This is a genomic window from Roseburia inulinivorans DSM 16841 (genome assembly GCF_000174195.1).
Classification (GTDB): domain Bacteria; phylum Bacillota; class Clostridia; order Lachnospirales; family Lachnospiraceae; genus Roseburia; species Roseburia inulinivorans.
In genome coordinates this window covers 20,740-36,906 of record NZ_ACFY01000144.1, presented here as the reverse complement: position 1 = coordinate 36,906, position 16,167 = coordinate 20,740, and the positions used below count along the sequence as shown (strand labels likewise).

Sequence of the window (16,167 nt, the reverse complement as noted above, 5' to 3'; positions counted from 1 at the left end):
CAGTTATGGAAAAGAGAATCATAACGATCAGCAGAGAGTTTGGAAGCGGCGGCCGCTTTATTGGTGAAGAAGTGGCAAAGAAACTTGGGATTTCCTATTATGACAAGGATATCATCGGACAGATTGCAGAGCAGTCAGGATTTTCACCGGAATATATCCGGGAAAATGCGGAATTGTCTCCGAAGAAAGGCTTATTTGCCTATGCATTTTCCGGACGTGATATCACAGGGAAATCAGTGGAAGATATGGTGTATGAAGCACAGAGAAACGTGATCCTAAAAATTGCGGAAAAAGAAAGCTGTGTGATCATAGGAAGAAATGCGGATTTTATCTTAAAAGACCGGGAGGATGTGCTGAATGTTTTTATACACGGGGATATGCCGGAAAAAGTGCAGCGTATCTGTAAACTATACAATGTCGCAGAAGCTGATGCTGCAAAAATGATAACCGAAACAGATAAAAGGCGTAGAACAAACTATAATTTTTACACAGACCAGAAATGGGGAATGGCAAAAAATTATACATTATCTTTGAACAGCTCGCAGCTTGGATATGAAAGGTGTGGGGAAATCATTATGGAGTGCGTAAAATAGAGAATAGTATGGATCAATAAAAAAAAACTGGTTTTTGAGGTGTCCCCTCAAAAACCAGTCCTTTTTTATGATGTCTGAAATTCTGTTAAATTAACACTTCTCAGGTTCCGGATAATCAACCCCGAAAGTTTCAACTGTCACGGTTTTCATTACCTGTGGCTGTAATGGACGGTCAGAGTAATCAGTTGCTGTTTCTGCAATTTTATTGACAACATCCATACCATCGATCACTTTACCGAATGCAGCATAAGCGCCGTCTAAGTGTGGAGAGTTCTTGTGCATGATGAAGAACTGGGAACCGGCAGAATCCGGGATCATAGTTCTTGCCATGGATAAAACACCTTCAGAATGTTTTAAGTCATTTTTGAAACCGTTCTGGGAAAATTCTCCTTTGATTTCATAGCCCGGGCCACCCATTCCGGTTCCGTCCGGATCGCCGCCCTGGATCATAAAACCGTTGATGACACGGTGGAAGATGACACCGTCATAAAACCCTTTTTTTACTAAACTGATAAAGTTGTTTACAGTATTTGGTGCGATTTCAGGATAAAGCTCTGCTTTCATGATATCGCCGTTTTCCATCTCGATTGTAACAATTGGATTTGACATAATAATTGATTCCTTTCATTGAATATGATATCGTGATTTTTCATATACACACCATATTGTAACGAAAAAATATGTTTTCGTAAAGATAAAACGCAAAAAATCAGATCGTTGTATTCTGAAAGCAGACTCTGATCTTTTGTGCAATGCCGGCATCAATAAAGCCTTTGTCTGCCATATCATCGAGAATATCGCAGGTTTTTTCATGCGAAAAACCCTGTTTATAAGGGCGGCTTTCGGTGAGTGCCTGATAAATGTCTATACACGCCATAATGCGTTCCGGCTCGTTTAATTCGGCGGCAGTTTTGCCGAAAGGATAGCCTTTTCCGTTCAGTTTTTCGTGGTGGAATGCTGCCCAGTCACGGATGTCTTCAAAATCGTTGATATTGGACAGAATCAGATAAGTATATCCTGCATGGTTTTTCATTTTTGAAAATTCTTCATCGGTCAGCTTATCCGGTTTTTCCAGAATATCATTGTCGATTGCCATTTTGCCGATATCATGAAGTGCGCCGGCCAGATACATTTTCTGGACCTGTGTGGGATCGTAGCCGTTGTACGCTGCAAATGCGGCGGCTTTCTCTGCGACACCGATGGAGTGTCTGCTTGTAAAAGAAGATTTATAGTCGACAATCTGTGCAAAAAAGTTGGCAATATTTTTGCATGTTTCCCAGTCAAAGGTCTGTTTTTCCCTCGGAACGATCTCCCAGAGTTTATCTTCAAAGGCGTCATCTTTGAAATCTGCAAATTCGTTTTCTGAAAATGCATGGAAAAAAGCGTCCACGCATGCGGCATCAAAAATTTTATCCGTGTGTCTGATTAAGTACTGCTTTACGGCATCCCATCTCTGTGTTTCAAATGCACCGCTGTGCCCGATGATATCCACCACATCGGCAAGGTGGATAATGCGCGCAGACAGAGGAACTTCATTCCATTTTTTGTGAAATGGCCCGGTGCCGTCCGCGTGCTCATGATGGTATAGGATTGCATTGGTAACGTCAGTTTTAAAAGGGATTTTTGCAAGATTCTGTTCGCCGTAGATGCAATGCAGGTTCGTAGTGTTTGCCACAAGGTCAGCGGTCAGGTCTGCCGCGGAATGCTCCTGCAATTCCTCGGAAATATATTGTGTGAGGGCGTTGTCGTGCAACAGAGCGCAGATTGCGAGATCCTGCAGGGCATCCTCCGGGAGATCAAAATACTGCCCCATGCGCACACTGATATAGGCCACTCGTTTTCCGTGTTTATTTTTAATGTTTACCAGTTCTGCCTCGATGCAGTCGAGAGCATAGGAGCAGGCACTGATCAAACCGATAATATCTATCTCCATGATTTATTTTAATGAAATCAGACCGCTTATAAAGCGATATATCCAGATTTCATCAACCTCCTTAAAATAGTAATGATTCCTATTATTGGATTATAAAATCAGTTTTCCATATTGTCAATATGTTACAGTTCACAGGTTACCCTGCGAACTGTAACTTCGCAGCCCCATATAAAGTTTTGCTTCGCAAAAGGGGGCTGCTCACACCCGCATCACGTTCATACGCACCTGAACAGCATGGTGTTCAGGTGCTGAGTGAACAGTAACGTCAATATTCGTTACAGTATTCATATGACCATGATTAGTTTTAGCAGGAATAGCAGAAGTTTCATATTTTTATATGAAGTGTCTCAAAAAACTTCCTTGTAAATTTTTTCGTTTTATGGTTTGATAAGTACAGAAAAAGAGTATCGGAGAACAAAGGAGAGAAAAAGTATGCCAGTTTTTGATTTCAGCAGCGCTTCAGAGGAAAAAGAAGCGTTTGTATGTACATATACCGCATTTACATCAGACAGTTCCGAAAAAACACCGGATGATCCGATCCTGGTGTTAGACAATCAGCAAAAACAGTGGAGCCATCATTCCACCGGAGTATTTTGCAACCAGAGCCAGTGGACAGCATTTGAGTTTAAGGAGGAGGACGAGACATTTCGTTCCAATATCCTGCGGATCGATGCACGTTTTGTGAATTTGATCAAATGGCTTGGGGAGAACCGTATCAACGTTCTTTTGTCTGGGGAAAACAGGGCAGACGGCTATGCCGTGTACAAGATCAGGGAAAATGCTTTTCATGGCGGCACGAAACTTTCCGCAGCGGATGGATTTTTGCAGTATGTGATGGAACGCCTTTTATCGAGCAGCGCACCGGAGCAGGAGGATGAGGACGAAGAGTTAGACGAGAGCGGCGACAGCATGAAGCTTACCAGTATCCAGAGTATTTCGGATTTCTTAAACTGCGCAGGAAGAACCATGCCGGACAATATCAGACTGTGGGCGAGAAGAAATTTAGCAGTTGCACGTTCCAGCGAAGTGTCTGCCGAGGAACGCCGCCACGCGCAGCGTGCACTTTCCATTATGACGAATATCCAATGGAAAAATAATTATTTTGAAGCAATCGATCCGGTGGAGGCGCGCAGGATTTTAGATGAAGAACTATACGGAATGGAAAAAGTAAAACAGCGTATCATGGAGACCATCATCCAGATCAACCGCACGCACACACTTCCAGCGTATGGACTTCTGCTTGTCGGACCGGCAGGAACCGGAAAATCGCAGATTGCCTATGCGGTGGCAAGAATTTTAAAACTGCCGTGGACGACACTCGATATGAGTTCCATCAATGACCCGGAGCAGTTGACCGGAAGCTCCCGTATCTACGGAAATGCGAAGCCTGGTATTATTATGGATGCATTTTCCATGGCTGGCGAGTCGAACCTTGTATTCATCATCAACGAGCTTGATAAGGCTGCATCCGGAAAAGGAAACGGCAATCCGGCGGACGTACTTCTTACCTTATTAGATAATCTTGGATTTACAGACAACTATATGGAATGTATGATTCCGACCGGCGGTGTCTATCCGATTGCAACTGCCAATGTAAAAGAAGATATCAGCGCCCCGCTGATGTCACGTTTTGCAGTGATCGATATCCCGGATTATACGCAGGAAGAGAAAAAAATCATTTTCTCCAAATTTGCACTGCCAAAAGTATTAAAGAGAATCGGATTGCTGCAGGGCGAGATCGTTCTGACCGGGGAGGGACTGGATGAACTGATCGAGCAGTATAAGAATACATCGGGAATCCGTGATCTGGAGCAGGCGGCAGAGCACCTAGCAGCCAATGCACTGTATCAGATTGAAGTAGACCATGTAAAACAGGTTGTGTTTGATGCGGAAATGGTAAAAAAATTATTTGCGTAAAAAACAAAATATAAGAAAGGTAAAAAGACCACTTCATGAAATTTTTCGTGAGGTGGTCTTTTACTGTCCGAATTAATGGACAGAAAATATGGATAATGGGAAGCAGCAAGAGGGCAAAATGACGGAAAGTGAGGAGCATGGCAGATGAAAACGGAATATCAGATTATTGCGGTAGACTTTGATGGAACACTTTGTACGGACTGCTTCCCAAAGATCGGACAGCCGAATACAGCACTGATTGAACTGCTGAAAGGATTGAGAAGGCAGGGACGCCAGATTATTTTGTGGACGTGCCGCTGTGGAAATCAGTTAGAGGAAGCAGTGGAATGGTGCAGGAAGTGGGAACTGGAATTTGATGCAGTGAATGAGAATCTGCCGGAGATTATCGAAAGGTACGGATCAGACGGAAGAAAGATTTATGCGGATGTTTATATTGATGACAAAAGCTGTTTTCCATGGGAGGTAAAAAAGGATGAGAAAGTTGGATTATGAATTTATTTTTACATGCGGTATTGTTGCATTTATCGCAGCGCTTGGAATGGTAGCTGGCATTGTTGTGCTGGCTGGGGCAAAGATTTATGTTTATAACCTGCCTTTGATCGTGGGAAGCTTTCTGGCTATCGGAGGACTTTTGTGGGGATTATTGTTAGTTTTGAAATAGGGCTACCGCAATCCCACTGGCTTTAGACGGTGGGTTAAGGTAGCCGGAAGCGGAGGTTTGTGCTATACTCGCGTTATGGGAACGTGGAAATCAAAAACAGACACAAATATTTGTTACAGTATCATATTATTTTCGTATGCAAGTATAGAAAGAAATTGCTGATGTCAAAACAAATATCAGATGATATAAAGCAGTTTTCTTATGAGATATGTCAAAAGCATAAAGTCATTATCAGATATATGGAGACAGATAAAGATCATATTCATTACATGATAGCAACAGAACCAACAATGTCTATCAGTAAAATAGTAAATCTGATGAAGAGTTATACAACATATCATATTTGGAAAAGATATTCGGATTATCTACGAAAACATTTCTGGAAAGAACATACTTTTTGGACGGACGGATATTTTGTCTGCAGTGCAGGAAATGTATCAGAAGAGATGTTGAGAAAATATATAGAAAATCAAGGGTAGGAAGGTGGCGACAGTGGGTGTTAAAAGCATATAAATACAGGATATATCCTAATAGCGAACAAAGAATTCAGATTGCAAAAACATTTGGCTGTTGCCGTTTTGTTTACAATCAGACATTGGCATATCGGAAAGAAATATACGAGAAAGAGAAAAAGTCAGTTAGTAAAACGGATTGTAATAATTACTGTAACAGAGAATTAAAGAAAGACTATGAATGGTTAAAAGAAATAGATAAATTTGCTCTGACCAACGCAATCTATAACATGGACGTTGCATATCAAAAATTCTTTAAGGAGCATGCAGGATATCCGAAATTCAAGAGCAAACACGATAACTATAAATCATACACAACAAACTTCACAAATGGAAATATTGCGGTAGATTTTGAGACAGGGAAGATAAAACTGCCAAAATTAAAAGCAGTAAAAGCAAGGTTACACAGGGAATACAGTGGGCAGATTAAGTCAGCGACCGTTTCGCAGGTTTCCAGTGGAAAATACTATGTATCCATACTTGTAGAAACGGAGCATAAGGAACTGGCACATACAAATCATAACATAGGAATTGATTTAGGAATTAAAGATTTATGCATTACTTCTGATGGGAAGGCATATGAGAATCTAAAAATCATAAAAAAATACGAGAAACAGCTTGTAAAGCTGCAAAGGTAGCTGTCACATAAAGGAAAGAGAAGTAAGAACTATTATAAAACAAAGAAAAAGATAGCATTATGCCATGAGAAAATAAGGAATATAAGAAAAGATTATCTACATAAAGTTTCACATGAGATTATCAGCGAAAACCAAGTGATAGTTTCAGAAAATTTACAGATAAAAAACATGGTAAAAAATCATCATCTGGCAAAAGCCATAAGTGATGTATCATGGTATGAGCTGACAAGACAGTTAGAGTATAAGGCAAAATGGAATGGCAGGAAATACATCAAGATAGATACATTTTATGCCAGCAGTCAATTATGTTCTGTTTGCGGGTATCAGAATCCAGATACAAAAGATTTGTCAGTGAGGACATGGATATGTCCGAAATGCGGAGCGGAACATGACAGGGATATCAATGCCGCAAAAAATATACTGACAGAGGGATTAAGACAAATAGCATAAAGAAATATATAGGGCAGGGACTGCCCGAATTAACGCCTGTGGAGATAGTAGGTTACGAGGTCGATGAAGCAGGAAGCCCATTGGCTTAAGACAATGGGTAGTTCACCAATGATAAGGTGGAAAAAAGGACAAAACATCGTTACTGCTCAGGCAGTATCTGAGTACTTTGCTGTATCATACATATCAGTTACCATATTTACCAGATTAAGGTTGACGCTCTATCGTGAATTACATATAATAAGCTTGATTTACTGTGCCTTTTGGGGAAGTACCGAAGGCATTTGGAGGAAAAATGAGAAGAAACCTTAATATAAAACAGAGAAAATGGCGGAGCTTTATCTTTGCAACGATTTTTGGTGTGACAGCAGCGACTGCGGTCATTACGGTAAAACCGTTGGAAAGTTATGCCTACACAGAGACGGCAGGAGTATTGAACGATGGCCCGGTGCAGATGCGGAAATCGCCTGTGAATGGCGAAAAAATCACATCTCTGGCGGCTGGAACAGCCGTCCGCGTGATCGATGAAGCGGATGGTTCGGATGGAATGAAGTGGTATAAAGTACAGATTTCCTATAATGGAATGTCATCGACAGGTTATATCAGATCCGATTTTATCACACTGTCATCCGAGGATACTTCTGCGGGAAGTACGATCACAGATAATTCAGCGCAGGGTGCAGCCGGAGTTGTCACCAACACGAACGGCAATGTCTATGTGAGGACAGGTGCGAGCACGGCATATTCTCCGGTCACGACGGTAAAAAGAGATCAGACAGTCAATGTACTCGGACAGACAACTACAAATGGAACTGTGTGGTACAATGTGACATTTAATAAGAATGGTGTGGATTATGCAGGCTGGATCTGTGGAACCTATCTGGCAGTAACCGGACAGACTTCTGCGGATGGATCGCAGGGAGACACCACAACGGTGACGGATGATGAGTATGTTGCATCGTTAAAAGCAGCGGGATTTCCGGACAGCTACTGCAATTCGCTTCTGGCATTGCACCAGAAGTATCCAGACTGGCAGTTCGTTCCGGTACAGACAGGACTAGACTGGAATACCGTCATTGCAAATGAGAGTGTTGTCGGAAGGAATCTGGTGCAGAGTTCTTCCAATGATGCGAGAAAGTCAACGGAGACGGGTGCTTATGACTGGGCGACCAACAAATGGTATGGTTATGACGGAGCAGGCTGGGTAAGTGCCTCCTCCAATTACATAGCATATTGCATGGATCCGAGAAATTACCTGAATGACACGTATATTTTTCAGTTTGAAACGTTAGAATATGCGCCATATCAGAACGTGACAGGAGTTGGAAATATTCTGTCAGGCAGTTTTATGAGTGGAAACTATAGCGATACAGACGGAGCATCGCGAAGCTATGCAGATACTTTCATGGAAGTGGGACAGAACATGAGTGTCAGTCCTTATCATCTGGCTGCAAGATGTAAGCAGGAGCAGGGAAATAAGGGGACAAGTCCTTTGATCTCTGGCAATTACTCTGGCTATAATGGATATTACAATTACTTTAATATCGGAGCATATACGACATCGTCTGCGTCTGCGACGGTCAACGGATTGATTTATGCGAAAAATAACGACTGGAATTCTATTTATAAATCAATTAATGGTGGAGCTGGTATCGTTGGAAATAATTATGTGAAAAAAGGGCAGAACACCTTATATTTCCAGAAATTTAATGTGGTGAATATGAACAGCATATACTCACATCAGTACATGACAAATGTGCAGGCGGCAATGTCAGAAGGAAAAACAATGAGCACCGCTTATGCGGATAAATCACAGGGATTTATATTCCGTATTCCGGTGTATAGCAATATGCCGGAGTCAGCAGTGACGTTTTCAGACAGTGGTAATCCGAATAACTGGCTCTCTTCTCTCAGCGTAAGCGGATATGGACTGACACCATCTTTCCAGGCAGCAGTAACCGATTATTCCGTGATCGTTGGAACCGAGGTAAGCTCGATCAATGTAGGTGCTTCGGCAGTTGCACCGAAAGCGGGAGTTTCCGGGGCGGGAACTTATGCATTGAATTATGGAAATAATGCGATCAACGTAACTTGTGTGTCACAGAGCGGTTCGGCAAAAACCTACACGATCAATGTGGTAAGACAGCAGCCGGCAGCAGACAATACCCAGACACCGGAAAGTGGTGGAACAACGGTTGCGGACGGCGTATCCGTTTCTACCTCCTATAAACTGGGAGATACCGTGATCACAGGTATTACACCGGGAACAGGCGCTTCTTCTGTACTTGCCAATATCTCAGCGGGAAGCGGCACGGTCAAAGTGCTGAAAGCAGATGGCACAGAAAATACCGGTGCAGTCGGAACAGGTAATAAAATTGCAGTATATGCAAATGGAACACTGGTGAAGCAGTATGACGTTGTCATTTACGGTGACATCAATGGAGATGGAAAAAATCTCTGTGGTCGATCTGGTCATGATGCAGAAACAGATTCTTGGAACATCACAGCTTTCTGGTGCGTATGCAGCGGCTGCGGATATAAGCAGAGATGGAAAAGTTTCCGTAAAAGACCTTGTGCTTTTGCAGAAACATATTATAAATGCAGCACAGATTGAACAGTAATAGGGCTGTGTGGATAGAAAGAGTTATTTTAGTGAGAAAATACAATTTTCACACATAAGAATGGAGAGTAAAATGAAAAAGAAATTAGGTGTGATCATTACACTGTTAACATTATGCATCTGCCTTATGACACCGCAGATGCATGCCAAGGCGGCTTCCGGAAAAACAACGATCGCTGTGTCTGCCAGTTCCCTGAATATCGGACAGACTGTGACGGTAACGGCAAAAGCATTAAGTGCATCCGGGGACAGTGCATATGCCAATATGGTTTTGACCTATGATGCCGGCATTCTGGAGTTTGTGAGCTGTAATGCAACTTATGGCGGTGGCGGCGGAAGTATTTCGGTAGCGAGTGACAGCTTCAGTGTGACATTAAAAGCAATTGCTGCAGGGAAAGCATCCATATCCCTTTCTGCTACAGATGGAGTTATTTTCAGCACCGCGGAAGAATTGGATTCCATGGCAGGCAGCAGCACTTCTGTGACGGTCAAAAACGAAGCAGCAGGCAGCAACACAGGAAATAACAGCAGTGCCGGTAACAACGGAAGCTCCGGCAGCAATGGAAATGCGGGAAATGGAAGCAGTTCTGGCACAGGAAGTAACAACAATACTGGAAGTAATACGAATACGGCAGCTTTATCCGCAGATAATTCCTTAAAAGCACTGACAATCTCACCGGGAACATTGTCTCCGGCTTTTAAGGGAAGTACAACAAAGTATACGGCAGCTGTGGATAATTCTGTGACAAGCATTGCGGTCAGTGCAACGCCTGTAAATGAAAAGGCAACCGTTGAATCGGTTACCGGAAACACGAATCTTGCCGTCGGAGCGAATGTTGTGAAGATTGTTGTAAAGGCAGAAAACGGAACAACAGCCACTTATAAAATCACTGTGACAAGACAGGCAGCAGGAACCACCGGAAGTGAGACGACAACTACAGGCGGTGAAAACGGAGACGACGGAAATGGTGACAGCGAGACTCCAGAAGATACTGAGGAAGTGGACACAACGGAAACTCCGGTATCAGCGGCAGATGTTGTGATCAGTAACACGACCTACCATATCGCAGACAATTTTACAGAGGAACAGATTCCGGCTGATTTTACAGAAGCAACAGTTAATTTCCGTGGAACGGAATGCAGAGGTCTGACGTTTGACAAAGGAACAATTTCTCTGATCTATCTGGAAACAGACAATGTGGACGCAACGACCGGCAGATTCTTTATTTATGATGAGACTAGGGATGTTGTCTATGATTTTATGAAGTTTACTGCAGGTGAGAGCAGTTATGTGATTCCACTTTTGGCACCGCTTGATTCGGTACTGCCGGAGAGTTATGTGCAGGTGTCCCTGCAAATGCCGGAAAATACCGTGATGACCGCTTACCAGCTTCCGATAGAGGATGGAGAGGAAGCATCTGATTTCTATATCTTTTATGGAGTGAACCAGGATGGAACCGAAGGCTGGTATCAGTATGATGCAGCAGAAGGCACTTACCAGCGTGTCAATGGAAATATCACCGAGACAGCGGATTCTTCTTCGGATGATCTTGCAGCATTGCAGAGCGAGTATGATGAACTCTCAAAGAAATATAAAGATGCAAAATCCTTTTCCAGAAACATGATCGCTGTGCTTATTTTTGTATTGGCAATCGCAGTTGTGATCATGCTGAATATCATGCTCTTTGGCAGAAAGAAAAAAGGAAAAGACGAACTCTCAGAGGACAACGATCCGGAGCTTGACGAGCCAGAGAACGAGGACGACGAAGCAAACGAAGAGACAGAAACCGAGAAAAAACCTTTCTTGGGAAAATTCCATGGATTCCGAAAAAAAGAAAAAATGAGGATGAGGACGATTATTTCGATGACGAGGAAGAGTACATCGAGGAAGAACATCCAATCAACAGGGCTTACCGCGAATGGAATGATTATGAGGATGAAATTCCATCCCAGTCTAAGAAACCAGTGACAGAAGAAACATCTGAGAAAGAATCATCCACAGAAAATGTGAAAATGGATGAACAACAAAAAAATGAAACTTCTATAAAAAATGAAAAAAGATTGGAAGTTTTCGACTTAAATGATTTATAATATAAAGTAAAATGTAGATAATTGCAAAACTCATAAAAACCTAAATTGAATTGTGAAAAATTGACAAAAGACATGAAAGACACTGGGGAACCGCCGGTACTTAGAAGGCAGGTGCGACATCAGTCGTGCCTGGCTTCTTAGTACCGCTGCGAGTGACACGTAGCGGAAGCGTGTTTTCGAAAATTTTGTTGATTTTGAACAATTTGAGATAGATTAAGGAGAGTTTGCAATCACCTAATAAATAATGTGAGGAGACAACATGCAATTACCATACACTGTAAAAGCCAAAAAAGCGATTGATATCGCCGGCAAAATGTCAAAATCATTACATCATAATTATATCGGAACCGAGCACTTACTGATTGGGCTATTGAAGGAAAATTCAGGAGTAGCGGCAAAAATTCTGAATGAGAATGGTGTAGAGTTAGATAAAATTGTAGATCTGATTAAAGAATTGATCGCTCCGGCAGAGGGAACAGCAGTAGCAGAATCAGATGGTTATTCACCGAGAGCAGCAAAAGTTCTTGAGAATGCAGAGAAGGAGGCAGTCAGATTCCATGCAGATGCCATTGGAACAGAACATATTCTGATTGCCATGATCAAAGAGACAGACTGTGTTGCATCCAGATTACTGACAACGCTGTCCGTCAATATGCAGAAAGTCTTTGTGGACACTCTCATTGCGATGGGGGAAGATGCAAATCTTTACCGCGAAGAATTTCAGAATGGCCGTCCGGGAAAAAAGAAAAATAATGAGGGAACCCCGACGCTGGATCAGTATTCCAGAGATCTGACACAGCTTGCAACGGAAGGAACACTGGATCCGGTGGTTGGACGTGAGGAAGAAATCCAGAGAGTGATTCAGATTCTAAGCAGAAGAACGAAGAACAATCCATGTCTGATCGGAGAACCGGGAGTTGGTAAAACGGCTATCGTGGAAGGAATCGCAGAGCGTATCGTATCCGGCCTTGTACCGGACTCTGTTCAGGGAAAAAGAGTGGTATCTTTAGACCTATCCGGTATTGTGGCTGGTTCAAAATACCGCGGTGAATTTGAAGAGCGTATCAAAAAAGTGATTCAGGAAGTGACAAAAGCAGGAAATGTTTTGCTGTTTATCGATGAGCTTCACACAATCATCGGTGCCGGTGGCGCAGAGGGCGCGATCGATGCCTCTAATATTTTAAAACCTGCACTTGCCCGTGGTGAGATTCAGATCATGGGAGCAACGACAATCACAGAATACCGCAAATATGTAGAAAAAGATGCTGCACTAGAGCGAAGATTCCAGCCTGTGACGGTGGAGGAACCGGGCGAGGAACAGACAGTTACAATTTTGAAAGGGCTTCGCGGTAAATACGAAGCACATCATCATGTAAAGATCACGGATGAGGCAGTCGAGGCGGCAGTCCGCCTGTCAGCGCGCTATATCAATGACCGTTTTTTGCCGGATAAGGCAATTGATCTGATGGATGAAGCAGCAGCAAGAGTGCGGTTTGGCGTGCCTAACCATACAGAGAAACTTGCGGAATTGAGAAATCAGATCACAGAAAAAGAATTACAGTTAGAGGATGCTCTGAGCAATTCCGATATTGCGCTTGCAAAACAGTGCAAGGAAGAAAAAGAAGCATTGGAAGCAGAGCTTGAGAAGCAGACAAAAAAAGCGCAGCGTGAGATCCGCAGAAAGAATCTGTCTGTCACAGAGGATGATGTGGCAGATGTTGTTTCCGGCTGGACAAAAATTCCGGTGAAGAAACTGGCAGAAGGCGAGGCAGCCCGTCTGAAAAAATTAGAGGCAACGCTGCACAAACGTGTCGTTGGTCAGGAAGAAGCTGTGACGGCTGTGGCAAAAGCGGTGAGACGTGGACGTGTCGGTTTAAAAGATCCGAGAAGACCAATCGGTTCGTTCCTGTTCTTAGGACCTACAGGCGTAGGTAAAACGGAGATTTCCAAGGCACTGGCGGAGGCTGTTTTCGGCAATGAACAGGCGATGATACGTGTTGATATGTCGGAGTACATGGAGAAACACAGTGTTTCCAAAATGATCGGTTCCCCTCCGGGATATGTCGGACATGAGGATGGCGGTCAGCTCAGCGAGAAAGTGCGCAGGAATCCATATTCCGTGATTTTGTTTGACGAGATCGAAAAAGCGCATCCGGATGTATTCAATATTTTACTTCAGGTGTTAGATGATGGACACATCACGGATTCCCAGGGACGCAGGGTGGACTTTAAAAATACGATCATTATCATGACATCAAATGCCGGAGCACAGTCCATAGTGGAGCCGAAAAAACTGGGTTTTGCATCTTCGGATGATGAAAAGCAGAATTACGAGCGCATGAAAAACAGTGTGATGGAGGAAGTGCGCAGGATTTTCAAGCCGGAGTTTTTAAACCGTATCGATGAGACCATCGTATTCCGTTCACTGAACAAAAATGATATGAAACAGATCGTCACATTAATGTTGAAAGATCTGACAGACCGCTGTAAGAGCCAGATGGATATCACACTTCATGTGCGTGACAGCGTGAAAAATTATATTGTGGAAAAAGCATACGAACCGAAATATGGAGCAAGACCACTCCGCCGCAAAATCCAGAATGAGATCGAGGATCAGCTTGCAGAAGAAATCTTAGACGGCAAGGTGAAAAAGGGTGATGAAGTGATCGTCACTACGAAAAAGAATGCAGTTGTTTTTGAAGTAAAGGAACAGTAACACAAAAATAAAAAAATCCTTAAAAATGATGAAAATGCTGGCAATCGAAATGTAGTTGAGCTATAATGATTTTACAAAATTTTTACGGTGCAGCAGGCAGAGAAGGACTGTACCACAGGAGGAAAAGATGAGCGCTATTAGTGAATTAATTCGTTCAGAAGCAGATGGAACGATCAGTTTTGGAGATTACACTCTGGATGCAAAGGCAAAGCTTGATAACTTCGGGCATCAGGGAGATCTTTATAAGGTAAAAACTTACAAAGACATCACCAAGCTGGAGCGTAATGGTATGTTTGTTTATGAATCCGTACCGGGAACAGCGGCATATCATTTGAATGCAACGGACACAGGAATTTCTTTTTCCGTGGAAGGACCGGAAGATGCTCAGATCACACTGGAGTTAGAAGAAGAGACTGAGTATGAAATTACAGTGGACGGAGCAAGCGCAGGTAAGATGAAAACAAATCTCGGTGGCAAGTTGACCGTCAGTGTGGAACTTGGAGAGAAACCGGTAGAAGTTCAGATTCAGAAATGCTAAGAAATGATAAGGGGTTGTCAGAAACGGCAACTCCTTTTAATGTCAATCGGAACTATTTGCAGAGTTTCCGGTTATTTTTTTGATAGGGAAGGTTTTATGGCAAAAGGAAAAACAAGTATTTTTTCTGCCAGTCCTGCGGATACGAATCGTCCAAATGGATGGGGCAGTGTCCGGGATGTAAGGAATGGAATACATTTGTAGAAGAAGTGGTGGACAAAAAGAGTGCGGGCACACTGGCAAAGCAGAAAGCAACAGCGTCAGAGGCAAAGGTACTGCCACTGTCCCAGATCGAGATGACCTATGACAAACGTGTGTCGACCGATATGAAAGAATTAGACCGTGTACTTGGCGGAGGTATTGTGCAGGGTTCCATGGTGTTAGTGGGAGGCGATCCCGGAATCGGAAAATCTACATTGCTGCTTCAGGTGTGCAGGAATCTGTCGGAGCATAACATAAAAGTGCTCTATATTTCCGGGGAGGAATCTTTGCAGCAGATCAAGATCCGTGCAGAGCGTATCGGAAATTTCGGGGACAGTCTGAAACTGCTGTGTGAGACAAATCTTGACACCATAAAGGCAGTCATTGACCGGGAAAAACCGCAGATCGTTGTAATCGATTCCATCCAGACGATGTTTAACGAAGAGGTTTCCTCGGCACCGGGCAGTGTATCACAGGTGCGCGAGTCCACAGGTGTTTTGATGCAGATCGCAAAGGGAATGGGAATCTCCATTTTCATTGTGGGACATGTGACGAAAGAGGGAGTGGTGGCAGGACCGAGGGTGTTAGAACACATGGTAGACACCGTGCTTTATTTTGAGGGAGACAGGCATGCGGCTTACCGTATTTTAAGAGGTGTAAAAAACCGTTTTGGCTCCACAAATGAGATCGGTGTATTTGAGATGCGGCAGGACGGACTTGTGGAAGTGGAAAATCCGTCTGAATACATGTTGAGCGGTAAACCGGAGGGAGCGTCCGGCTCTGTTGTGGCATGTTCCATGGAAGGGACTAGACCAATCCTTTTGGAGGTGCAGGCACTTGTATGTCACAGTAATTTTGGGATTCCGCGAAGGACAGCGGCAGGAACGGATTTTAACCGCGTCAATCTTCTGATGGCGGTTCTGGAAAAAAGACTGGGCTTAAAGCTGGGTGACTGTGATGCCTATGTGAATATCGCAGGAGGAATCAAAATGAATGAGCCGGCAATCGACCTTGGCATTGTTCTTGCATTGATCTCAAGTTACAAGGACAAACCGATCGATGAGAAAACCATCTGTTTTGGCGAGGTCGGATTAAGCGGTGAGGTCCGCGCGGTAAATATGGCAGAACAGCGGGTGCAGGAGGCAAAAAAACTTGGCTTTGAGGTCTGTATTCTACCGGAGGTCTGCAGAAAATCCATGACAGAAGTAAAAGGTATCAGGCTGGTCGGTGTGAGCAATCTTTTAGATGCCATGAATTATCTGAAATAAAAAAATTGTATGAATTTTATAAAAAATAAAGGAAA

At 43.2% G+C, this 16,167-nt stretch carries 13 protein-coding genes and 2 pseudogenes; 13 read left to right on the top strand and 2 right to left on the bottom strand.

Translation table 11 applies throughout. The features are described 5' to 3' along the window. The first annotated feature begins 5 nt into the window (after positions 1-5). Positions 6-593, top strand: a complete 588-nt coding sequence (locus ROSEINA2194_RS14980; protein ID WP_007889275.1) for a cytidylate kinase-like family protein — start codon at positions 6-8, stop codon at positions 591-593. Between the two features lie 90 nt (positions 594-683). Here ROSEINA2194_RS14980 and ROSEINA2194_RS14975 read toward each other — a convergent pair whose 3' ends face one another. Next, positions 684-1,202, bottom strand: coding sequence for a peptidylprolyl isomerase (locus tag ROSEINA2194_RS14975; protein WP_007889273.1), 519 nt, complete (start codon positions 1,200-1,202; stop codon positions 684-686). Between the two features lie 100 nt (positions 1,203-1,302). Then, the gene (locus tag ROSEINA2194_RS14970) at positions 1,303-2,526 is read right to left on the bottom strand and encodes an HD-GYP domain-containing protein (protein ID WP_007889271.1); all 1,224 of its coding nucleotides are present in this window, start codon (positions 2,524-2,526) and stop codon (positions 1,303-1,305) included. Between the two features lie 432 nt (positions 2,527-2,958). Between ROSEINA2194_RS14970 and ROSEINA2194_RS14965 the strand changes: the two genes are divergently transcribed. The 12 genes and pseudogenes from ROSEINA2194_RS14965 (at position 2,959) to radA (ending at position 16,132) form a co-directional block, all read left to right on the top strand. After that, positions 2,959-4,443 carry an AAA family ATPase gene (locus ROSEINA2194_RS14965; protein ID WP_007889269.1) on the top strand — a complete coding sequence of 495 codons (1,485 nt, stop codon included), beginning with the start codon at positions 2,959-2,961 and terminating at the stop codon, positions 4,441-4,443. A gap of 144 nt (positions 4,444-4,587) precedes the next feature. Continuing rightward, positions 4,588-4,935: an HAD family hydrolase gene (locus tag ROSEINA2194_RS14960; protein ID WP_007889267.1), complete on the top strand. Its 348-nt coding sequence runs from the start codon at positions 4,588-4,590 to the stop codon at positions 4,933-4,935. Beyond that, on the top strand, positions 4,916-5,104 hold the full coding sequence (locus tag ROSEINA2194_RS14955) for a hypothetical protein (protein WP_007889265.1): 189 nt from the start codon (positions 4,916-4,918) through the stop codon (positions 5,102-5,104). Before ROSEINA2194_RS14960 ends, ROSEINA2194_RS14955 begins: the two co-directional genes overlap by 20 nt. Before the next feature lie 83 nt (positions 5,105-5,187). Beyond that, positions 5,188-5,583, top strand: coding sequence for an IS200/IS605 family transposase (gene tnpA, locus ROSEINA2194_RS14950; protein WP_007889263.1), 396 nt, complete (start codon positions 5,188-5,190; stop codon positions 5,581-5,583). Positions 5,584-5,600: 17 nt separating this feature from the next. After that, a pseudogene (gene tnpB, locus ROSEINA2194_RS14945) lies at positions 5,601-6,704 on the top strand (IS200/IS605 family element RNA-guided endonuclease TnpB). A gap of 292 nt (positions 6,705-6,996) precedes the next feature. Further along, positions 6,997-8,787, top strand: a pseudogene (locus ROSEINA2194_RS14935) (N-acetylglucosaminidase); the annotation flags it as partial. A 325-nt stretch (positions 8,788-9,112) separates the two neighbouring features. Further along, complete coding sequence (locus ROSEINA2194_RS23650; RefSeq protein ID WP_334292517.1) at positions 9,113-9,322, top strand: dockerin type I repeat-containing protein; 210 nt, start codon at positions 9,113-9,115, stop codon at positions 9,320-9,322. Positions 9,323-9,394: 72 nt separating this feature from the next. Beyond that, entirely contained in the window at positions 9,395-11,290 is a 1,896-nt protein-coding gene (locus ROSEINA2194_RS14930) for a cadherin-like beta sandwich domain-containing protein (protein ID WP_044928370.1), read from the top strand. Further along, a complete protein-coding gene (locus ROSEINA2194_RS22555; protein WP_007889252.1) occupies positions 11,287-11,412 on the top strand; it encodes a hypothetical protein in 126 nt (41 codons plus the stop codon). Before ROSEINA2194_RS14930 ends, ROSEINA2194_RS22555 begins: the two co-directional genes overlap by 4 nt. 259 nt (positions 11,413-11,671) lie before the next feature. After that, complete coding sequence (locus ROSEINA2194_RS14925) at positions 11,672-14,128, top strand: ATP-dependent Clp protease ATP-binding subunit (protein WP_007889251.1); 2,457 nt, start codon at positions 11,672-11,674, stop codon at positions 14,126-14,128. Positions 14,129-14,255: 127 nt separating this feature from the next. Continuing rightward, positions 14,256-14,666: a hypothetical protein gene (locus ROSEINA2194_RS14920; RefSeq protein ID WP_007889250.1), complete on the top strand. Its 411-nt coding sequence runs from the start codon at positions 14,256-14,258 to the stop codon at positions 14,664-14,666. Between the two features lie 158 nt (positions 14,667-14,824). Then, positions 14,825-16,132 (top strand): DNA repair protein RadA, encoded by a 1,308-nt coding sequence (radA, locus tag ROSEINA2194_RS14915; protein WP_007889246.1) that lies wholly within the window; start codon positions 14,825-14,827, stop codon positions 16,130-16,132. Positions 16,133-16,167: the final 35 nt, after the last annotated feature.